General features: G+C 74.4%; 18 protein-coding genes. 13 read left to right on the forward strand and 5 right to left on the reverse strand.

What is annotated here, in order from left to right; all coding sequences use genetic code 11:
- Positions 1 to 27 precede the first annotated feature (27 nt).
- Positions 28 to 1,236, forward strand: coding sequence for a radical SAM family heme chaperone HemW (gene hemW / locus BM339_RS01895; protein WP_075019724.1), 1,209 nt, complete (start codon positions 28 to 30; stop codon positions 1,234 to 1,236).
- On the opposite strand, the gene BM339_RS01900 is transcribed toward hemW, so the two are convergent.
- Entirely contained in the window at positions 1,233 to 2,048 is an 816-nt protein-coding gene (locus BM339_RS01900) for a DUF3097 domain-containing protein (protein WP_256255157.1), read from the reverse strand. The two genes, hemW and BM339_RS01900, sit on opposite strands and share 4 nt — an antisense overlap.
- Before the next feature lie 203 nt (positions 2,049 to 2,251).
- On the opposite strand from BM339_RS01900, the gene hrcA reads away from it, so the two are divergent.
- From hrcA to BM339_RS01915, 3 genes are all read left to right on the forward strand, one after another.
- Positions 2,252 to 3,262, forward strand: coding sequence for a heat-inducible transcriptional repressor HrcA (gene hrcA / locus BM339_RS01905; RefSeq protein WP_024934608.1), 1,011 nt, complete (start codon positions 2,252 to 2,254; stop codon positions 3,260 to 3,262).
- Positions 3,263 to 4,399 carry a molecular chaperone DnaJ gene (dnaJ, locus tag BM339_RS01910; RefSeq protein ID WP_021597210.1) on the forward strand — a complete coding sequence of 379 codons (1,137 nt, stop codon included), beginning with the start codon at positions 3,263 to 3,265 and terminating at the stop codon, positions 4,397 to 4,399.
- Between the two features lie 90 nt (positions 4,400 to 4,489).
- A complete protein-coding gene (locus BM339_RS01915; RefSeq protein ID WP_075019726.1) occupies positions 4,490 to 5,221 on the forward strand; it encodes a 16S rRNA (uracil(1498)-N(3))-methyltransferase in 732 nt (243 codons plus the stop codon).
- 6 nt (positions 5,222 to 5,227) lie between these two features.
- Here the strand turns inward: BM339_RS01915 and BM339_RS01920 are convergent, their stop codons facing one another.
- A complete protein-coding gene (locus tag BM339_RS01920) occupies positions 5,228 to 5,923 on the reverse strand; it encodes a hypothetical protein (RefSeq protein WP_075019727.1) in 696 nt (231 codons plus the stop codon).
- Positions 5,920 to 6,507 carry a SigE family RNA polymerase sigma factor gene (locus BM339_RS01925; protein WP_052357332.1) on the reverse strand — a complete coding sequence of 196 codons (588 nt, stop codon included), beginning with the start codon at positions 6,505 to 6,507 and terminating at the stop codon, positions 5,920 to 5,922. Before BM339_RS01925 ends, BM339_RS01920 begins: the two co-directional genes overlap by 4 nt.
- A gap of 299 nt (positions 6,508 to 6,806) precedes the next feature.
- On the opposite strand from BM339_RS01925, the gene BM339_RS01930 reads away from it, so the two are divergent.
- The 4 genes from BM339_RS01930 to BM339_RS01945 all read left to right on the forward strand — a co-directional run bounded on the left by BM339_RS01930 (position 6,807) and on the right by BM339_RS01945 (position 10,169).
- Positions 6,807 to 7,151: a histidine triad nucleotide-binding protein gene (locus tag BM339_RS01930; RefSeq protein WP_021597206.1), complete on the forward strand. Its 345-nt coding sequence runs from the start codon at positions 6,807 to 6,809 to the stop codon at positions 7,149 to 7,151.
- Between the two features lie 122 nt (positions 7,152 to 7,273).
- Complete coding sequence (locus BM339_RS01935; RefSeq protein ID WP_024934607.1) at positions 7,274 to 8,353, forward strand: PhoH family protein; 1,080 nt, start codon at positions 7,274 to 7,276, stop codon at positions 8,351 to 8,353.
- Entirely contained in the window at positions 8,350 to 8,826 is a 477-nt protein-coding gene (gene ybeY, locus BM339_RS01940; protein WP_021597204.1) for an rRNA maturation RNase YbeY, read from the forward strand. Before BM339_RS01935 ends, ybeY begins: the two co-directional genes overlap by 4 nt.
- Positions 8,826 to 10,169, forward strand: a complete 1,344-nt coding sequence (locus tag BM339_RS01945; RefSeq protein ID WP_021597203.1) for a hemolysin family protein — start codon at positions 8,826 to 8,828, stop codon at positions 10,167 to 10,169. The genes ybeY and BM339_RS01945 overlap by 1 nt, the downstream gene beginning before the upstream one ends.
- Positions 10,170 to 10,403: 234 nt before the next feature.
- Here the strand turns inward: BM339_RS01945 and BM339_RS01950 are convergent, their stop codons facing one another.
- On the reverse strand, positions 10,404 to 10,739 hold the full coding sequence (locus BM339_RS01950; protein ID WP_075019728.1) for a cytidine deaminase: 336 nt from the start codon (positions 10,737 to 10,739) through the stop codon (positions 10,404 to 10,406).
- 133 nt (positions 10,740 to 10,872) lie between these two features.
- On the opposite strand from BM339_RS01950, the gene BM339_RS01955 reads away from it, so the two are divergent.
- From BM339_RS01955 to era, 3 genes are read left to right on the forward strand one after another with little or no spacing between them, the layout of a single operon-like run.
- Positions 10,873 to 13,005, forward strand: coding sequence for an MMPL family transporter (locus BM339_RS01955; RefSeq protein ID WP_075019729.1), 2,133 nt, complete (start codon positions 10,873 to 10,875; stop codon positions 13,003 to 13,005).
- Positions 13,006 to 13,057: 52 nt separating this feature from the next.
- Complete coding sequence (locus BM339_RS01960; RefSeq protein WP_075019730.1) at positions 13,058 to 16,390, forward strand: ATP-binding protein; 3,333 nt, start codon at positions 13,058 to 13,060, stop codon at positions 16,388 to 16,390.
- A 46-nt stretch (positions 16,391 to 16,436) separates the two neighbouring features.
- Positions 16,437 to 17,333: a GTPase Era gene (era, locus tag BM339_RS01965; protein ID WP_021600055.1), complete on the forward strand. Its 897-nt coding sequence runs from the start codon at positions 16,437 to 16,439 to the stop codon at positions 17,331 to 17,333.
- Here era and BM339_RS01970 read toward each other — a convergent pair.
- Positions 17,324 to 18,169, reverse strand: a complete 846-nt coding sequence (locus tag BM339_RS01970) for a hypothetical protein (RefSeq protein WP_075019731.1) — start codon at positions 18,167 to 18,169, stop codon at positions 17,324 to 17,326. The two genes, era and BM339_RS01970, sit on opposite strands and share 10 nt — an antisense overlap.
- Positions 18,170 to 18,270: 101 nt before the next feature.
- On the opposite strand from BM339_RS01970, the gene BM339_RS01975 reads away from it, so the two are divergent.
- Positions 18,271 to 18,882, forward strand: coding sequence for a hypothetical protein (locus BM339_RS01975; protein ID WP_024934604.1), 612 nt, complete (start codon positions 18,271 to 18,273; stop codon positions 18,880 to 18,882).
- 1 nt (position 18,883) lies between these two features.
- Positions 18,884 to 19,696 carry a dimethylargininase gene (gene ddaH, locus BM339_RS01980; protein WP_256255159.1) on the forward strand — a complete coding sequence of 271 codons (813 nt, stop codon included), beginning with the start codon at positions 18,884 to 18,886 and terminating at the stop codon, positions 19,694 to 19,696.
- Positions 19,697 to 19,865 lie beyond the last annotated feature (169 nt).

Consider the following 19,865-nt stretch of genomic DNA (forward strand, 5'->3'; position numbering starts at 1 on the left):
GCCCCCGCGGCGGGGCAGACTTGAGGGGTGCCCTCGACGCTTCCTGATGGTGACCCAGTACCGGCGGACGGTGCGCTGCCCGCCAGCGCCTTGGAGGGGCTGGGGGAGCGGCCGTTCGCTTTCTACGTGCACGTCCCGTTCTGCGTGACGCGCTGCGGGTACTGCGACTTCAACACCTACACGGCGACGGAGCTCGGGCCGGGCGCGAGCCGCGACTCCTACGCCGCCACCGCCATCGGCGAGGTCCGGATGGCGCGTCGGGTCCTCGGCGACGTGGACCTGCCCGTGGAGACGGTCTTCGTGGGCGGCGGCACCCCCACCCTGCTCCCGCCGGACGATCTGGGCCGCGTCCTCGCGGCCGTCGATGCGGAGTTCGGCCTAGCCCCGGGCGCGGAGGTCACCACGGAGGCCAACCCCGAGTCGGTGGACGAGGCGTACCTCCACCGGTTGCGCGAGGCCGGTTTCACGCGCGTCTCCTACGGGATGCAGAGCGCGCGCGAGCACGTCCTGGCCGTCCTGGAGCGCACGCACACGCCCGGACGGGTCCCGCAGGTCGTCGAGTGGACGCGCAAGGCGGGGTTCGAGCACGTCAACCTCGACCTCATCTACGGGACGCCGGGGGAGACCGACGACGACTGGAGGGCGTCCGTGGAGGCAGCGCTGGCGGCGGAGCCCGACCACGTCTCGGCCTACGCGCTCATCGTCGAGGAGGGCACCCGCCTTGCGGCCCAGGTGAGGCGCGGCGAGCTGGCCGCCCCGGACGACGACGCCATGGCCGACCGCTACCTGATCGCCGACGAGCTGTTCAGCGCGCACGGCCTGCACTGGTACGAGATCTCCAACTGGGCCGCCGACCCCCGCGCCGCCTGCCGCCACAACATGCTCTACTGGACGGGCGCCGACTGGTGGGGCGTCGGGCCGGGCGCCCACAGCCACGTCGGCGGCACCCGGTGGTGGAACGTCAAGCATCCCGCCGCGTACGCCGCCCGCCTCGCCGAGGGCACCACGCCCGCGCACGCCAGGGAGATCCTGGACGACGACGACCGCCACTTCGAGCGCATCATGCTCGAACTGCGCCTGGCGCAGGGCTGCCCCGCCACCCTCCTGGACGACAAATCCGTCCGCAGGGCGATCGACGACGGCCTGATAGAGCCCGCGCCCTACCAGCAGGGCCGCGCCGTCCTCACCCAGAAGGGGCGCCTCCTGGCCGACGCCGTCCTCCGAGACCTGGCCTAGGGCGCCGTGACGAAGTCGATGAGTTCCTCCACCCTGCCCAGGAGGGCCGGTTCGAGGTCGGTGTAGGTGTCCACCGAGGCGAGGATCCGCTTCCAGGCGGCGCCGGTGTCGTCGCCCCAGCCGAGCTCGGCGATGACGCCCTCTTTCCAGGGGACGCCGCGGGGGATGCGGGGCCAGGCGCCGATGCCCACGGCCGCGGGCTTGACGGCCTCCCAGATGTCGATGAACGGGTGGCCGGTCACGAGCACGTGCGGGGAGGTGATCCGAGCGGCGATGCGCGACTCCTTGGAGCCGCCCACGAGGTGGTCGACGAGGACTCCGAGGCGGCGCCCCTCGTCCGGCGCGAACTCCTCGACGATGGCGGGCAGGTCGTCCACGCCTTCGAGGTACTCCACGACGACGCCCTCCACGCGCAGGTCGTGGCCCCAGATCTTCTCGACCAGCTCGGCGTCGTGGACGCCCTCCACGTAGATGCGGCTCTCCTGGGCCACCCGCGCCCGGAGCCCCTGGACGGCGATGGACCCGGACGCCGAACGCGCCGGCTCCCTGGGCGCGGCCTCCGGCCGGACCAGCGTCACCGGCCTGCCGTCGATGAGGAACCCGGACTTCGTCAGCGGGAACACCCGCCGCTTGCCGAACCGGTCCTCCAGGGTGACGCCGGACTTGTCGCAGGCGACCACGGCGCCGCAGAAGCCGCTGTCGGGGTCCTCGGCGACGAGCCCCGGCTCGGCCGGGACCTCCGGGATCAGCCCCTTGCGGGGCCTGCGCCAGTCGCCGGCCAGCACGTCGTTTCCGTAGTTCTTACTCCGCACGGGTCCGCACATTAACCCGGCGGGACGCCCGCGCGGCGTCGTCCCTCGTTCCTCGGCGTGGCGCGGACGTCCGATACGGATAGGATCGCGCAGCCGCACGGGGCGGCCGCGGGCACGCCGGAGGGCCTCCCGGGGCCGTACACTTGGCACTCGGGAGTATGGAGTGCCAGCGGCGCACCCGGCCGACGAAGGAGGTGGGAAACGTGCTGGACGACCGGAAGCTCGCGGTCCTGCGCGCCATCGTCGAGGACTACGTGTCCACCAACGAGCCGGTCGGCTCCAAGGCGCTCGCGGACCGGCACAACCTCGGCGTGTCGCCGGCGACCATCCGCAACGACATGGCGGTCCTGGAAGAGCAGGGCTACATCGCCCAGCCGCACACCAGTGCCGGGCGGGTCCCCACGGACAAGGGCTACCGGCTGTTCGTCGACCGGCTGTCCACGATCAAGCCGCTGTCGGTCGCGGAGCGGCGCGCCATCGAGACGTTCCTGTCCGGCGCGTACGACCTCGACGACGTCGTCGGCCGCACGGTCCGGCTGCTGGCGCAGCTGACGCGGCAGGTCGCCGTGGTGCAGTACCCGTCGCTGACCCGCTCGACGGTGCGGCACGTGGAACTGGTCCCGGTCGCCGAGGGCCGGCTGCTGCTCGTCCTGATCACCGACACCGGGCGGGTCGAGCAGCGCGTCATCGAGACCGGGCCGATCTCCGAGGAATCGATCGGGCACCTGCGGGCGTTGCTGAACACATGCCTGGACGGGCTGGGCCTCGGCGACGTCCCGGCGGCCGTCGCGGACCTGCCCGACAGGGTGGGCCCGGACGACCGGCCGGTCGCCGCGGCGGTCCTGTCGGTCCTGCTGGAGACGCTCGTCGAGAAGCACGAGGAGAAGATCGTCTTCGCCGGCGCGGCCAACCTCGCCGCCGTGGACTTCTCGCAGAGCCTGCGGGAGGTGCTCGTGGCGCTGGAGGAACAGGTCGTCCTGATGCGGCTGCTCGGAGAGACCGGCGACTCCTCTACAGTTACGGTGCGGATCGGCACCGAGAACCCCGACCAGGGGCTCAAGTCGACGTCGGTCGTCGCCGCCGACTACGGGGTGGGCGACCTCACCTTGGCCCGGCTGGGAGTGCTCGGGCCGACACGCATGGATTACCCCAGCACGATGGGAGCGGTACGGGCAGTGGCACGCTACGTGGGACAGATCCTGGCGGGGTCGTAAGTGGCGAACGACTACTACGCGACCCTCGGCGTCCGGCGGGACGCCAGCGCCGACGAGGTCAAGAAGGCCTACCGCCGGCTCGCGCGGGAACTCCACCCGGACGTCAACCCGGATCCGGAGACCCAGGAGAAGTTCAAAGAGATCACCCAGGCCTACGAGGTGCTCTCCGACCCCAAGAAGCGCGAGATGTACGACCTCGGCGCGGACCCGTTCGCGGCCGCGGGCGGGGCGGGCGCCGGCGGGTTCGGCGGCGCCGGGTTCCCGTTCAGCGACATCATGGACGCCTTCTTCGGCACGGCGACCTCGCGCGGCCCCCGGTCGCGGGCGCGGCGCGGCCGGAACGCGACCTTGCGGGTCGAGCTCGACCTCGCCGAGACCGCGTTCGGCACGACCCGGGAGCTGTCCATCGACACCGCGGTCGCCTGCGCGACGTGCGAGGGGTCGGGCTGCGCGCCCGGCACGCACCCGGAGACGTGCGACACCTGCCACGGGCGCGGCGAGGTGCAGCAGGTCCAGCGCTCGTTCCTCGGTCAGGTCATGACGGCCCGGCCGTGCCCGGCGTGCGGCGGCTTCGGCTCGCTGATCCGCAACCCGTGCACCGAGTGCTCCGGTGACGGCCGGGTCCGCACCCGGCGCACCGTCAAGGTCAAGATCCCCGCGGGCGTGGAGAACGGCATCCACATCCAGCTCGCCGGCGAGGGCGAGGTCGGCCCCGGCGGCGGCCCGCCCGGCGACCTGTTCCTGGAGATCGTGGAGAAGCCGCACCCGATCTTCGAGCGGGAGGGCGACGACCTGCACTGCACGGTCGAGATCCCGATGACGGCGGCGGCGCTCGGCACCAGCGTCACGATCGAGACGCTGGACGCGGCCGAGAGCGTCGACATCAAGCCCGGCACGCAGTCGGGGCAGGTCATCACGCTCTACAACCGGGGCGTCCGGCACCTCAACGAGAGCGGCCGCGGCGACCTGATGATCCATGTGAACGTGGAGACGCCGAACCGGCTCGACGAGGAGCAGGAGGACCTGCTCCGCCGCCTGGCGGCGCTGCGTGGGGAGGAGCGCCCGCCCGGCAAGTTCGCCCCCGGGCAGCGCAGCGGGGTGTTCTCCCGCATCAAGGACGTGTTCAACCAGCACTGAAGCGCAGTGGCGGAGGCCTACCGGGAGGGCCGCCGCGGCGACACCGAGCAGGGCGGCACCGGGGATCGCCCGTGAGCGAACGGAGACCGCATGAGCCCGCCGGTCTTCCTCGCCGGGACCGACGCGCTCCGGCGCGACTCGGTCCTGCTGGACGGGCCCGAAGGGCGGCACGCCGCGACCGTGCGGCGGCTGCGGCCCGGTGAGCGCGTCGACCTGACCGACGGCGAGGGCCTGCTGGCCGAGTGCGTGGTCACCGCCGCCGACCGGGCCTCCCTCACGCTGGACGTGCTGGCCCGGCACCGGCAGCCCCCGCCCGCGCCGCGCATCGTGGTCGTGCAGGCCCTGCCGAAGGGCGACCGGGGCGAGCTGGCGGTCGAGACCATGACCGAGGTCGGCGTGGACGAGATCGTCCCGTGGCCCGCGGCGCGCTGCGTCACCCGGTGGAGGCCGGAACGGCGCGAGAAGGCCCTCGGCCGCTGGCGCGCCGCCGCGCGGGAGGCCGGCAAGCAGGCCCGGCGCGGCCGGCTGCCGGTGGTGGCGGACCCGGCGTCCACCGACGACGTCGCCGGCCGGATCGGCGCCGCGTCCCTGGCCCTGGTCCTGCACGAGGAGGCCGCGGCGCCGCTGAGCGCCGTGCGGCCGCCCGCGGACGGCGAGATCGTGCTCGTGGTCGGCCCCGAAGGCGGGATCACCGAGGAAGAGCTGGAGCTGTTCGCCGGGGTCGGCGGGCGGGTCACCCGGCTCGGCCCGACGGTGCTGCGCACCTCGACGGCGGGCGTCGCGGCGGCCAGCGTGCTGCTGGCCGCCACCGGGCGCTGGTAGCCCCGGTCAGGGGGTGGACGGCCCGTCGCCCTGCTCGGACGTCTTCGTGGGCGGGCTCGTCGTGGGCGGCGCCGGCTCGTCGGTCGTGGTGCCCGGGTCGGGCGTCGTGGACGTCGGCGGCGTCGGTGTCGTGGAGGTCGGCGGCGTCGGCGTGTCGCTCGGGCACGCCGTGGCCGACGGGCTCGGGGCGGCCGCGGTGCCGGGCGAGGCGGCGGTCGTGGCGCCGTCCGGCGGCGGGATCTGGCAGGACGACATCCCCGGCGGGGAGGTGGAGCTCGGCGGCTGCGAGCTGCTGGGACCGCCCGGCGTGCTGCCGCCCGGGGACGACGGGGCGGGGAACTCGGGGTTCCCGCCGGCGTCGGTGCGGTCGCCGTCGGTGCCGTTCCCGCCGTTGTGGGACGGCCCGCTGTTGCCGACGGACTGCTGGATCAGGTCGATCGTCTGCGGCGCCGTGACGCCGAGCGCGGCGATCACCACGGCGGCGGCGACGGCCAGCACGGGCCGCGCCCAGTTGACGGTGAACCGGTCGAACCCGAAGCGGGCGGGGCCGAACCGTCCGAAACCGAACCGGCGGCCCTGGCCGTCGGCTATGCGGGCCCGGATGCGCTCCAGGCCGTCGCCCGCGGGGTTGACCGAGTCCGCCTCCGCGTGCAGGGCACGGCGGAGGATCTCGCCGTGCTCGTCGTGGGGGTCGGTGGTCATGAGAACTGCTCCAGAACGTTGCGGAGCGCGGTCATTCCGCGCGCCGTATGACTCTTCACGGCACCGCGCGAGATGCCCATCGCGTTGGCGATCTCCGCTTCGGACAGATCGGCGTAGTAGCGAAGGACGAGCGCCTCCCGCTGGCGGGCGGGAAGCCGGGACAGCGCGTCGATGACGGCCGACCGCTCCAGCTCCCCGATGGCGCCGGCCTCCGCGCTCGGCGCGTCCGGCAGGCCCTTCGGGGCGTACTTCTCCACGACGGCGCGGTGCCGGAGCACCGAGCGCGACCGGTTGACCACCGACTGGCGCAGGTACGACAGCGCCTTGTCGGGATCGCGCAGCCGCCGCCAGCCGCCGTGCATCGCGACGAACGCGTCCTGGACGACCTCCTCGGCCGTCCCCGCGTCCCGCACGAGCATGGCCGCCAGCCGCACCAGCGATCGGTAGTTGGCACTGTAGAGGGCGGTCACCGCTTGATCGGCGTCCCAGGCGACGGCCACCGCTCCCGCCGTGCCCCTGGCCACGAGGGTCTCGGTCACGTCAGTGGGACGCGCGCCCTCGTCGCTCGGTTTACGAAAGGGCATGTCTCGGTCTGCCTCGGTCACCTATCCGCCGCCTTTGCCGGCCCCGGCCGTCCATTCGGGCGGTCGCCCTCGGGTGGCATGAATGGGGGCGTCCCCACCCGTCCACGGCGCGCCGCCATGCCCTGCGAACCGGGGGGTACGCCTGAGCTGACAACCTTAACCAGTGCCCGGTCGTCATGCCGACCGCAACCGGAGGTCGGTCCCGGAAACACTATCCGGGGGAGGGCGCCGCAAGCCATGGCGGCGGGGGTCTCGATAGGATTCCGTAGCGGTCGCGGACCGCCCGCGAGGGGAGACAGATGACCGACTGCCTGTTCTGCAAGATCGTTTCCGGGGACGTGCCCGCCAAGATCGTCCGCGAGTCCGCGGGGACGGTGGCGTTCCGCGACATCAACCCGCAGGCGCCGACGCACGTGCTGGTCATCCCGCGTGACCATCACCCCACCGTGGGTGAGCTCGCCGCCTCCGACGCCGGGTTGCTCGCCGAGGTGCTGCGCGAGGCGCACCAGGTCGCGGTGGACGAGGGCGTCGCCGAGTCCGGCTACCGGGTCGTGTTCAACACCGGCGCCCAGGCGGGCCAGACGGTGTTCCACGTGCACGCGCACGTGCTGGGCGGGCGTGGCCTGAATTGGCCGCCCGGCTGAGCGGATCCCGGCCGCCGGAAAACCGTCGGCGCGTCGTCGGGGGTCGTCGGTACGATGGAACCGGCACACACCGACACCCGGAGCAGACAGAAGGCAGGTCCGAAGGCCGCAAGGCCCGGCTGATGGTCGAATCAACTCACACGAGGTCAACTCGCACGGGGCGCGACGACCGCGACGGCTCGCGCTCGCAGATCAAGATCGTAGTGCCGGACGACCATTCGATGGTGAGCCTGCTGGGCTCCCGGGACGAGCTGCTCCACGCGATCGAGCAGGCGTTCGGCGACGACATCGACATCCACGTCCGCGGCAACGAGATCACCGTGACCGGCCCGGAGAGCGAGACGGACCTGGTCTCCCGGCTCTTCACCGAGATGCTCGACCTGCTGAAGGGCGGCACCCAGCTCACGCCCGACGCCGTCGAGCGCAGCCTCGCGATGATGCGCGGCGAGACCGACGCGCGTCCCGCCGAGGTCCTCACGCTGGACGTGCTGTCCAGCCGCGGCCGCACGATCCGCCCGAAGACGCTGAACCAGCGGCGGTACGTCGACGCGATCGACAAGCACACGATCGTGTTCGGGATCGGCCCGGCCGGCACCGGCAAGACGTACCTGGCGATGGCCAAGGCCGTCCGCGCGCTGCAGGACAAGAAGGTCAACCGGATCATCCTCACGCGCCCGGCCGTGGAGGCGGGCGAGCGGCTCGGCTTCCTGCCCGGGACGCTCTACGAGAAGATCGACCCGTACCTGCGCCCGCTCTACGACGCGCTGCACGACATGGTCGACCCCGACTCGATCCCGCGGCTGATGGCCGCCGGCACGATCGAGGTCGCCCCCCTGGCCTACATGCGCGGCCGCACGCTGAACGACTCGTTCATCATCCTGGACGAGGCGCAGAACACCTCGCCCGAGCAGATGAAGATGTTCCTCACCCGGCTCGGGTTCGGGTCGAAGGTCGTCGTCACCGGCGACGTCACGCAGGTCGACCTGCCGAACGGGCAGCTGAGCGGCCTGCGCGTCGTGCAGGACATCCTCGACGGCGTCGAGGACATCCACTTCTGCCGGCTCGACAGCCGCGACGTCGTCCGCCACAAGCTGGTCACCGACATCGTCGACGCCTACAACCGCTACGACGAGAAGCAGGTGCCCGACTTCAAGCGCGGCGCGGCGGCGCGCGACGGGTCCCGCAAGCGGGGGCGGCGGTGACCGTCGAGGTGCTGAACGAGTCCGGCGTCCCGGTCGACGAGCAGGCCCTCGCCGGGCTCTCCCGGCACGTCCTGGACGGGATGCGCGTCCACCCGCTCGCCGAGCTGTCGGTGCTCCTCGTCGACGAGGCCGCGATGACCGAGCTTCACGAGAAGTGGATGGACGAGCCCGGCCCCACCGACGTGCTGTCGTTCCCCATGGACGAGCTGCGCCCCGGCCACATGTCCGGCGGCGCCGACGAGGACGGCGAGACCGACCCCGGGCTGCTCGGCGACGTCGTCCTGTGCCCCGCGGTCGCGGAGCGGCAGGCGCGCGACGCCGGGCACAGCACCGAGGACGAGCTGCAGCTGCTGTGCGCGCACGGCATCCTGCACCTCCTCGGCTACGACCACGCCGAGCCGGAGGAGCACAAGGAGATGTTCGGCCTGCAGGCCGGGCTCCTGACCTCCTGGCGGGAGAAACGCGGCGGCTGATGAGCACCGCGCAGGCGTGGCTGTCCGCCCTGGCGGTGGGCCTGGTCTTCATGGCCGGCCTGCTGGCCGGCACCGAGACGGCGCTCGCCCGGGTGTCCCGCGTCACCGTCGAGGAGGTCGTCCGGGAGGGGCGGCGCGGCTCCGCGCGGCTCGCCGAGGTCGTCGCCGACCCGGCCCGCTACGTCAACATGGTCCTCCTCCTGCGGATCGGCTGCGAGCTCGTCGCCACCGTGATCGTCGCGGACCTGTGCATCTCCTGGCTGGACGAGACGTGGCGCGCCTACGTCACCGCCGCCGCGATCATGATCGTGGTGAGCTACGTGGTGATCGGCGTCGGGCCGCGCACCCTCGGCATCCAGCACGCCGACCGGATCGCGCTCGCCGGCGCCGCCGTCATCCACCCGGTGACCCGGGTGTTCGGGCCGCTGCCCCGGCTGCTGATCGCGCTCGGCAACGCGCTGACCCCCGGCAAGGGCTTCCGGGAGGGCCCGTTCGCCTCCGAGGCGGAACTGCGCGATCTGGTCGACCTGGCCGAGCAGCGCAGCCTCATCGAACCGGTCGAGCGCGAAATGATCCACTCGGTGTTCGAGCTGGGCGACACCCTCGTCCGCGAGGTGATGGTCCCGCGCACCGACATCGTGTTCGTCGAACGCGGCAAGACGCTCCGGCAGGCGATGTCCCTCGCCCTGCGCAGCGGCTTCTCCCGCATCCCCGTCGTCGGGGAGAACGAGGACGACGTCGTCGGCATCGCCTACCTCAAGGACATCGTTCGCCGCAGCCAGGAGAACCCCGGCGGCGAGGAGGCCGAGACGGTCGGCTCGGTCATGCGGCCCGCCACCTACGTCCCCGACAGCAAGCCGATCGACGAGCTGCTGCGCGAGATGCAGGCCCAGCAGACCCACGTCGCGATCGTCATCGACGAGTACGGCGGCACCGCCGGCCTCGTCACCATCGAGGACATCCTGGAGGAGATCGTCGGCGAGATCACCGACGAGTACGACGTGGAGACCCCACCCGTCACCTGGCTGGAGGACGGCGCCGCCCGCGTCACCGCCCGCCTCCCCGTCGAGGACCTCGCCGAGCTCTTCGACGTCGAGATCGACGTCGAGGAGGTCGAGACGGTCGGCGGCCTCCTCGCCCACGCCCTGGGCCGCGTCCCCATCGAAGGCTCCACCGCCGAGGTAGGCACCGGCGACGGCGGCCCCACCCTGACCCTGAAGGCGGAGACCATAGCCGGCCGCCGCAACCGCGTGGGCACGGTGCTGGTCCGGGGGAGCAGGCCCACCCAGGCGAGCGACCCCCTGGACCCCCCGTCACGCGCCGGTCGCTCCTCACGAAGTTGACCCAGGGGGCGACCCCCTGGAACCCCCGTCACGAGCCGGTCGATCCTCACGCCACGGCGCGGGTCGCTGCGACCGTGCGGGTTGGTGACGTCGCTGCGGTCGCCCGGCTCGACGGGCATGCGCCCCCGCTCGCTGCACTCGCTCCACGCGCCTGCCCGTGACCCCGGCTGAGCTTCGAACCCGAGAGCGTCGAAAGTGGTACGTCCGGGAGGCGGATCAGGTCAGAGACACGGATCAGGTGAGGGTGGTGCGGACGGTGCCGTCGGGGCCCGCCACCAGGACCGGGGCCTTGGGGCCGAGGTCGCGGACGGCGGTGACGTCGGACGGGTCCAGTGCTTCGGCGGCGGTGACGACGGCGGCGGCCTCCAGGTCTTCGGCGCCGCTGGAGACGGCCATCGCCACGGCGACCTTGAGGGCCGAGAGCTTCAGGGACGGCAGGTCCACGCTCGTCGCCGAATAGGTGCGGCCGGTCTCGTCGCGCACGGCGGCCCCCTCCGCGGCGCCCGCCCGCGCCCGCGCCGACCTGGCCAGGGTGATGATCTTCGCGTCCTCGGCGTTCAGCTTGCTCACCCCCCAAGCCTACGGCCCCGCTCGGCCCCGGACCCCGGTCGGCTCGTGAGCCCTCAAGTCGCTCGCAAGTGGGTGACAAGGGGGCTTTGTGAGGGTTAGGGCGTTGAACACTGTCGTTCTTGGGGGAGACGTGATGTCCCGTCTGCTTTATCGGCTGGGGAGGGCCGCCGCCGTGCGGCCCTGGCGGTTCATCGCCGTGTGGGTGGTGCTCGTCGCGGCGATGGCCGGGCTGGCCGGGGTCGCCGGGGGTGCGCTGCACGACGACTACACGCTGGCCGGGACGGGGTCGCAGCGGGCCACCGATCTGCTGGAGGAGCGGTTCCCGGCGCTGTCGGGGGCGGACGCCCGCGTCGTCGTCCACGCGAAGGCGGGGGCGGTCGACCGGGCGAAGCTGGACGCGGCGTCGGCGGAGCTGCGGGGGCTGCCGCACGTCAGCGCGGTGGATCCGGCACAGGTCGGCAAGGGCGGCGCGACCGCGCTGGTGACCGTCCGGTACTCGGTGCCGGTCACGGATCTGGAGCCCGGGGAGACGCTGGACCTGCTGCGGTCGGCGACGAAGAACCTGGACGTGGCCGGCTACCAGGTGGAGTTCGGCGGCCAGGTGCCGGAGAACGTGACCGCGCCCGGCGGGGTGGCCGAGGCGATCGGGATCGTGGCCGCGCTCGTCATCCTGCTGCTGGCGTTCGGGTCGGTGGTGGCCGCGGGGCTGCCGCTGGCGGTGGCGCTGGCCGGGCTCGGCGTGGGCGTGTCGGGGATCACGCTGGTGGCCGCGGTCACCGACGTCGCGACCACCGCGCCGACGCTGGCGACCATGGTCGGGCTGGGCGTCGGCATCGACTACGCGCTGTTCGTCCTCACCCGGCACCGGGAGGGGCTGGCCGAGGGGCTCGACGTTCCCGAGGCGGTGGGGCGCGCCATCGCGACGGCCGGGCTGTCGGTGCTGTTCGCCGGGTTCACGGTGCTGCTGGCGCTGTGCGGCCTGGTGCTGTCGCGGATCCCGGTGTTCATGACGATGGGCTTCACCACCGGGCTGGTCGTCGCGGCCACCGTGCTGAGCGCCGTCACGCTGCTGCCCGCGGTGCTGGGGCTCGCCGGGCGCCGGGTGCTGCGCCGCCGTGACCGGGCCGCCGGCGCGGCGATCGGCGTGGATTCCCCGCGGGTGCGGCGCTGGGCGGGGCACGTCGGGCGGCACCCGTGGCCGTGGCTGCTCGGTGCGGCGGTGCTGATGCTGGCTCTCGCCGCGCCCGCGGTGGGCATGCGGACCTGGCCGAGCGACGCGAGCAGCGAGCCGACGTCCAACACCGTCCGGCAGGCCTACGACCTGGTCGCGGACGGCTTCGGGCCCGGCGCCAACGGCCCGCTCGTCGTCGCGGTCGACCTGGCGAAGACCGATCCGGGCGCCCTGCCGGGGCTGGGGGAGCGGCTCGCCCGCACGGACGGCGTCACGGCCGTGTCGCCGCCGCAGCTGTCCCCGGGCCGCGACGCCGCCGTGATCATGGTCACGCCGGAGTACGGGCCGCAGGACGAGCGGGTGACCGGCCTCGTCGACCGGATCCGCGCGGACGCGCTGCCGCCGGACGCGGAGATCACCGGGCTGACCGCCGCCTACGTGGACCTGTCCCGGATGCTGTCCGAACGGCTGTGGCCGGTGATCGGCGCGGTGGTGGCGACCTCGTTCCTCATGCTGATGATCGTGTTCCGGTCGCTGCTGGCGCCGCTGAAGGCCGCCGCGATGAACCTGCTGTCGATCGGCGCCGCGTACGGGGTGCTGACGGCGGTGTTCCAGTGGGGGTGGGGCGCCGAGCTGCTCGGCCTCCCGCACAGCGTGCCGGTGTCGTCGTTCATCCTGCTGCTGATGTTCGCGGTCCTGTTCGGCGTGTCCATGGACTACGAGGTCTTCCTGCTCTCGCGGGTCAGGGAGGAGTGGCTGCGGCACGGCGACGCGCGCGGCTCGGTGACCCGGGGGCTCGCCGCGACCGGGCGGGTCATCTCCAGCGCGGCGCTGATCATGGTGGCGGTGTTCCTCGGCTTCGCCGCCGATCCCGGCCTGGTCATCAAGCAGATGGGGGTGGGGCTCGCGGTGGCCGTGGCGCTGGACGCGACCGTCGTCCGGCTGGTGCTGGTGCCCGCCACGATGTCCCTGCTCGGGCGCGCCAACTGGTGGCTTCCGCGGCCGCTCGCCCGCGTCCTGCCGGACATCGACCTGCACGGCGGTGCCGAACCGGCGGGGGCGGCCGAGCGGGAGCTCGAACCCACCGGGGCGTAACCGGGGGAGTGATCACGATGGTGCGGCATGTCCCGGTTAGGCTGAGCGGGACATGTCGCCTGTCGTACGCGTTCTCGGGGCCTTCGGCGCCGAGGTGGCGGGGGTTGCCGCCGACCTCGGCGGTCCCCGGCAGCGCTCCGTGCTCGCGCGCCTCGTCGCCGCGCGGGGCGCGATGGTGACCGCGGACCGGCTCGTGGAGGACCTGTGGGCCGGGACGGCCCCGCCGCGGGCCGCCGCCGGCCTGCAGTCCTTCGTGTCGCACCTGCGCCGCGCGCTCGAACCGGACCGCCCGCCCCGCACGCCCGCGCGGGTCCTGGTCACCGAGCCGCCGGGGTACGCGCTCCGGCTGCCGGCCGGCGGCGTCGACGCGTGGCGGTTCGACGCGCTGATCGACGAGGCCGCCGAGCTGCTGGCCGGCGACCCGGCGGAGGCGCGCCGCCGGGCGGAGGCCGCGCTCGCCGAGTGGCGCGGGCCCGCCTACGCCGAGTTCGCGGACCTGCCGTGGGCCGCCGCCGAGGCCGCCCGGCTGGACGAGCGCCGCCGCCTCGCCGTCGAGCGCCGCGCCGAGGCGATGCTCCGGCTCGCCGCCGCCGCGGAGGCCGTCCCCGACCTGGAGGCGCACGCCGCCGGCAACCCGCTGCGCGAGGAGGCGTGGCGGCTGCTGGCCCTGGCCCTGTACCGGGCCGGACGGCAGGGCGACGCCCTCGCCGCCCTGCGGCGCGCCCGCGCGGCGCTGAGCGAGGAACTGGGCGTCGATCCCGGCCCGGCCCTGCGCCGCCTGGAGATCGACATCCTGGCCCAGGCGCCCGCGCTGGGGGCGGAGGAGGCTCCGCGCAGCCGCCCCGTCCTGCGGCCGGCGCCGGGACCGCGGGAGCGGGCGGCGTTCGTCGGGCGCGCCGAGGAGCTGGCCAGGCTGGGGGACGCCGCCCGCGCCGCCGAGGCGGGCCGGGCCGCCGTCGCCCTCGTCGGCGGCGACGCGGGCATGGGGAAGACCGCGCTCGCCGAACGGTTCGCGCGGCGGCTCGCCGAGCGCGGCTGGACGTGCGCCTGGGGCCGGGCCCCGGAGACCGGGGGAGCGCCCGCGGCCTGGCCGTGGGCCGAGCTGCTGCGCGAGCTGGCCGCCGCCGCGCCGCCCGCCGCCGGGCCGGCCGAGCGCCTCGGCCCGCTGCTGGACGACGCCGTCACCGGCCCCGGCGACGCCGACGTGAGCACCGGGCGGTTCCGGCTCCACCTGGCCGTCGGCGACTACCTCGCGGGCGTCGCGGAGACGGCGCCGCTCCTGCTCGTCCTGGACGACCTGCACTGGGCCGACGAGGAGACGCTCGCCCTGCTGGTCCGGCTCGCCGGGCGGCTGCGGGACCGTCCCGTCCTGCTGCTCGCCACGTTCCGGCAGACCGAGGTCCCCGACGGCCTCGCCGCCGCGCTGGCCGCCCTCGCCCGGCACGAGCCCGTGCGGATCGAGCTCGGCGGCCTGTCGCCCGCCGACGTCGCCGTCCTCGTCCGCGGCACCTGCGACACCGACCTGGCCGACGCGGAGCTGGCGGCGATCGCCGAGCGGACCGGCGGCAACCCGTTCTTCACCCGGGAGACGGCCCGGCTCATCGACGCCGAGGGCCTGCCCGCCGCGACGCGCCGGGTGCCGGCCGGCGTCGGGGACGTGCTGCGCCGCCGCATCGCCCGGCTGCCGGGACCGGCCCGGTCCGTGCTGCGGGACGCCGCCGTCCTCGGCCGGGACGCGGACCTGCGCGTCCTGTCCGACCTGGCCGGGGACGAGGAGACGGTGATCGACGCCGTCGAGGCCGGCCTCGGCAGCGGGCTGGTCACCGAGCCCGCGCCCGGCCGGATGCGGTTCGCGCACGCGCTCGTCCGCGACACCCTCTACGACGGGGTCTCGCGGGCCCGCCGGCGCCGGCTCCACGGCCGGGTCGCCGCCGCCCTCGAACGGCACGCCCCCGGCGAGGCCGCCGCGATCGCGCACCACTACCTGGAGGCGGGCACGGACCCGGCCAAGGCCGTCCGGTACGCGCGGCGCGCCGCCGCGGCCGCCGAGGCCCGCTACGCGCACGCCGCCGCGGCCGACCTGTGGGTCCGCGTCGTGGAGACCCTGCGCGCCCAGGGGCCGGAGGCGGCCCCGGACCGGCTGGAGGCCGAGGCCGCCGCGATCCGCTCCACCGCGCTCGCCGGGCAGGTCGTGGACGCGCGGGACCGGCGGCGCGCGGCCATCGCCGAGGCCCGCGCCTTCGGCGACGTCCGGCTGCTCTCCCGGATCATCGTCGGCTTCGACATCCCGACGCTGTGGACGAGCCGCGAGTACGGCAGCCGCGACGACGCCGTGGTGGACGCCACCGACGAGGCGCTCGCCCGGCTCCCGCGGGACGAGCGGGAGCTGCGCGTCCGGCTGCTGACCACGCTGGCCATGGAGCTGGAGGGCGAGCAGAACGACCGGGGCCTGACGGCCTCCGAGGAGGCGCTGCGCACGGCCCGCGACCTGGACGACCCCGAACTGATCGCCGTCGCGCTCAACGGCGCCTACATCAACCGCTACCGGACGGCGGAGGACCTGGCCGAGCGCCTCCGGATCGCCTCCGAACTGCTCGACGTGGCGACCGAGCACGACCTCGGCACCTACCGCGTCCTCGCGCACCTGCAGCTCCAGCAGGCGAGCGTCGCCGCCCTGGACCTGCCCGCCGCGCACCGGCACCTCGCGGAGGGGCGGCGGCTCGCCGACCAGTACGGGCTGCCGCTGCTCGCCAGCATCGCGGACTGGTACGCGGGCCTCGTCCGCGCCTTCACCGCCCCGGCCGAGGAGGCGGAGCACGCGTTCGCCGAGGTCGGCCGCGCCATCGGCCGGACCAACATCTGGTTCAGCGAGCGCGGCATGGCGGTCCTCGGCCCGTTCTGCCTGCGGGTGGTCCAGGGGCGGGCCGGGGAGATGGTGGACGAGGCCGCCTGGCTGCACGGGCAGTGGGGGCACGTCGCGGCCACCGCCGACGTGTACGCCCTCGCCCTGGCCTCCGCCGGCCGCGCCGCGGACGCCCGGCGGGCCGTCGCCGGGACGGGGCCCGTCCGGCTCGACTACTTCTACGACCTCACCATGGCGATCCGCGGGCTCCGGGCCGTGGCCCTGGGCGACCGCCCCCTGGCCGAGGAGGCCTACGCGCGCCTCCTGCCCTACGAGGGGCACTTCTCCGGCGGCGCCACCGCCATCGCCACGGTCGGCCCGGTCGCGCACATCCTCGGCGACCTCGCCCGCCTCCTCGACCGCCCGGCGGACGTGGCGGCCGGGCACTACAGGCGCGCCGCCGACGTCGCCGCCCGCCTCGGCGCGACCTACTGGATCGAGGCGGCCACCGCGGCGCTCGACCGGCTCGGCACCGCGGCATGACCCGACACGACTACACTGTCCGGGCCCGAACGAGGAGGACACCGCAATGACCATGCGCGCCGGGTTCGCGTGCTTCATCGGGCGCCCGAACGTGGGCAAGTCGACCCTGATGAACGCCCTGGTGGGCACCAAGGTCGCGATCACCAGCAGCCGCCCGCAGACGACGCGGCGCGCCATCCGGGGGATCGTGCACCGGCCGGACGCGCAGCTCGTCGTGGTCGACACCCCCGGCCTGCACAAGCCCCGCACGCTGCTCGGGGAGCGGCTCGACAGCCTCGTCCGGTCGACGCTGACCGAGGTGGACGCGATCGGGTTCTGCGTCCCGGCGGACCAGCCGGTCGGGCCCGGCGACAAGTACATCGCCCGGGAGCTGGCCTCGGTGAAGAAGACGCCGGTGGTCGCGATCGTCACCAAGACCGACCTGGCCGCGCCGGAGCGGGTGGCCGAGCAGCTCCTCGCGGTCGGGCGGCTCGGCGAGTTCGCCGACATCGTGCCGTGCTCCGCCGAGAGCGGGTTCCAGGTCGGCCTGGTCGGCGACCTGCTGATCGGCCACCTGCCCGAGGGCATGCCCCTCTACCCGGAGGACGACCTCACCGACGAGCCCGAGCAGGTCCTCGTCGGCGAGCTGATCCGCGAGGCCGCGCTGGAGGGCGTCCGCGACGAGCTGCCCCACTCGATCGCCGTCACCGTGGACGAGATGGGCCCGCGCGAGGGCCGCGACGACATGATCGACGTCTACGCGCACCTGTTCGTCGAGCGCCCCAGCCAGAAGGGGATCATCATCGGGCACAAGGGCTCGCGGCTGCGGGAGGTCGGCGCGGCGGCGCGCCGGCAGATCGAGGCGCTGCTCGGCACGAAGGTGTTCCTCGACCTGCGCGTCAGCGTCCTCAAGGACTGGCAGCGCGACCCCAAGCAGCTCCGCCGGCTCGGGTTCTACGACTGACCGGCGTCCCGCCCGGGGGCCTGGTCCTCTGGCTGCTCGTCGGGCCGGGGCTCCGGTGCCGCGTCCGCGTGCGCCGCATGCTCCTCGCGGCCCCACGCCTGGTCCTCCGACGGCCAGGCGGCGTACTCGCCGGTCGAGTACCGCTGGTTCGAGTACTGGTCCGGGTACTGCTGGTCTGGGTACTGCTGGTCCGGATACCGCTGGTCCGGGTGCGCGTACTGCGGATGGTGCGGCTGCCCCGCCTCCCGGTGCGCCGACACCCGCTCGCTGATGGGACGGGCGAGGCTGAAGCCGACGACCAGCAGGGACGCGATGACCGCGAGGTACCAGCCGAACCGGACGGTGATCTGGTAGCCGAGGTCCAGCCCGGTGTCGGGCAGGTTGTCGCGGACGTCGTCGAGCCGCAGCACGAACAGGCCGCACACCAGCAGGGCGAGCATGCCGGGGACGGCGGCGAGCGCGCCGATCCGCGCGTCCCGCCCGATCAGGTCCCAGGCGGCCAGCGCGATCGAGACCACGGCGAGCACCGGGACGGCGAGGACCGTGCCGTCGGCGTCGATGCCCGCCAGGCTGCCGATGTCGCGGCTCAGCGTGCGGCCGAACAGGTCGACGACGACCTGGGCCCGCGCCCACGGCAGGAACGCCGCCACCAGCAGCGCCGACGCCGCGACGATCATGGCGAGGATCCAGGGCGTGCCGCGCCGCGGCGGGTATCCGGCGGGGACGGCCCCGTCGCCGGTCGAGGTGGCCGGCGGCGGCGGGTAGCCGTCGACGGGCGGCAGGAAGGTCGGGCGAGACCGCGCGCGCTCCGCGTCGGATCCGAGGTCACCGGTCATGGACCCAGCGTAAACGCAGGAACGGCATTGTCCGGGACGCCCCCGGCGGCGGCGCCGGATCGGTACTTTGGAACGAAGTCCGTTATGGGAGGAGAGCCCCGGTGTTGCTCGTTTTCGGCCTGACGGCGGTGTTCCGTACCGTCAGCGAGGGGACGTTCCACTGCCCGCAGTGCGGGGGCGACCGCGCCTACCGGCGGCGGGCCGGGCGCCGCTGGTTCTCGGTGTTCTTCGTCCCGATGGTGCCGCTGTGGCGGCTCGGGCACGCCGTGGAGTGCCGGACGTGCCGGGGCCGGTTCCCGGTGTCGGCGCTGCGGACGCCGACCGCCCGGCAGATGGCCGAGGCGCTCGCCGCCGGGATGCGGGCGGCGGCGGCCCTGGTGCTGCGCGCCGGCGACCCGGCCGACGCCGCGTCCCGCGCCCGCGCGGTCGCGACGGTGACCGGGTACGGCGAGCCGGAGTACGACGGCGACGCCGTCGACGCCGATCTCGCGCTGCGCCGCACCTTCCTGGAGCAGGAGGTCGTCCGGGCGGGCGCCCAGCTCGCCGTGGAGGCCAAGGAGTGGTTCCTCGCGCAGGCCGTCCGGATCGGCCTGGCCGACGGGCCGCTCGGCGAGGGGGAGCGGCTGGCCCTGCACGGTGTCGCGGACCTGCTCGGGATGTCCCGCGCCTACGCGCTCGGCGTCATCGTGACCACGGAGGGGGCGGCGCGCTGACATGGGCCCTGCCACCGGCGACATGGGCCCTGCCACCGGCCCGCGCGGCACCGGGAGGGCGCTGGTCCGGGCGCCGGGCCCGCGGCTGGCCGAGGGGATCGTCACGCACGCGGCGCCCCGCCCGGTGGACACCGCCCTCGCGGCGCGCCAGCACGCGGCGTACGTCGCGGCGCTGCGGTCGGCGGGCTGGCGGGTCCGCGACGTCGCACCCGCCGACGACCACCCGGACGCGGTGTTCGTCGAGGACGCCCTGGTCGTCTGCGGCGGCCTGGCGATCCTCGGCCGGTCGGGCGCGCCGGGCCGCCGCGGCGAGCTCGCCGGGGCGGAGCGGGCGGCGCGGGAGCTGGGCCTGCGGGTCGAGCGGATCACGGCGCCGGGGACCCTGGACGGCGGCGACGTCCTCGCGGTCGGCGACACGGTCTACGTCGGGCGCGGCGCCCGGACGAACGAGGAGGGCATCTGCCAGCTCGCGCGCCTGCTGGGCGGGCGGAAGGTCGTCCCGGTGGGCATCAGCGGCTGCCTGCACCTGAAGTCGGCGATGACCGCGCTGCCGGACGGCGGCCTGATCGGCGTCCCGGACATGGTGGACACCTCGGTGCTGCCCGGCCTGCGCGTCGCGCCGGAGCCGGAGGGGGCGCACGTGGTGCTGCTCGGGCCGGGCCACGTCCTGATGTCGGCGGCGGCGCCGCGCACGGCCGCGTCCCTCGCGGCGGACGGGCTGCGCGTCACGAGCGTCGACATCAGCGAGTTCGAGGCGCTGGACGGCTGCGTGACCTGCCTCAGCGTGCTCGTCCCCGGACGGGACGGGGAATGACCGTCTCATCATCCGGACGCCGGTTTCCGTGACTCGGATGCCATCTGTTAACTTGGCCCTCGTGTTGCGTGAGCTGCTCCTCCTTAGCGGCCGCAGCGGGGGCCTGTAACCAGGTCGGCTCCCTCGCTGCGGGAGTTCAACGTGGACGTCGGCCGCGAGGTTCGAGCAG

It is taken from the genome of Actinomadura madurae (assembly GCF_900115095.1).
GTDB classification, from domain to species: domain Bacteria; phylum Actinomycetota; class Actinomycetes; order Streptosporangiales; family Streptosporangiaceae; genus Spirillospora; species Spirillospora madurae.

Bases quoted from the DNA above. Each gene is read 5' to 3' on its own strand.
- BM339_RS01915 (WP_075019726.1), top strand. From the start codon at position 4,490: ATGAGCCCGCCGGTCTTCCTCGCCGGGACCGACGCGCTCCGGCGCGAC.
- BM339_RS01920 (WP_075019727.1), bottom strand. From the start codon at position 5,923: ATGACCACCGACCCCCACGACGAGCACGGCGAGATCCTCCGCCGTGCC.
- BM339_RS01925 (WP_052357332.1), bottom strand. From the start codon at position 6,507: ATGCCCTTTCGTAAACCGAGCGACGAGGGCGCGCGTCCCACTGACGTG.
- BM339_RS01930 (WP_021597206.1), top strand. From the start codon at position 6,807: ATGACCGACTGCCTGTTCTGCAAGATCGTTTCCGGGGACGTGCCCGCC.
- BM339_RS01935 (WP_024934607.1), top strand. From the start codon at position 7,274: ATGGTCGAATCAACTCACACGAGGTCAACTCGCACGGGGCGCGACGAC.
- BM339_RS01945 (WP_021597203.1), top strand. From the start codon at position 8,826: ATGAGCACCGCGCAGGCGTGGCTGTCCGCCCTGGCGGTGGGCCTGGTC.
- BM339_RS01955 (WP_075019729.1), top strand. From the start codon at position 10,873: ATGTCCCGTCTGCTTTATCGGCTGGGGAGGGCCGCCGCCGTGCGGCCC.
- BM339_RS01960 (WP_075019730.1), top strand. From the start codon at position 13,058: ATGTCGCCTGTCGTACGCGTTCTCGGGGCCTTCGGCGCCGAGGTGGCG.
- era (WP_021600055.1), top strand. From the start codon at position 16,437: ATGACCATGCGCGCCGGGTTCGCGTGCTTCATCGGGCGCCCGAACGTG.
- BM339_RS01970 (WP_075019731.1), bottom strand. From the start codon at position 18,169: ATGACCGGTGACCTCGGATCCGACGCGGAGCGCGCGCGGTCTCGCCCG.
- ddaH (WP_256255159.1), top strand. From the start codon at position 18,884: ATGGGCCCTGCCACCGGCGACATGGGCCCTGCCACCGGCCCGCGCGGC.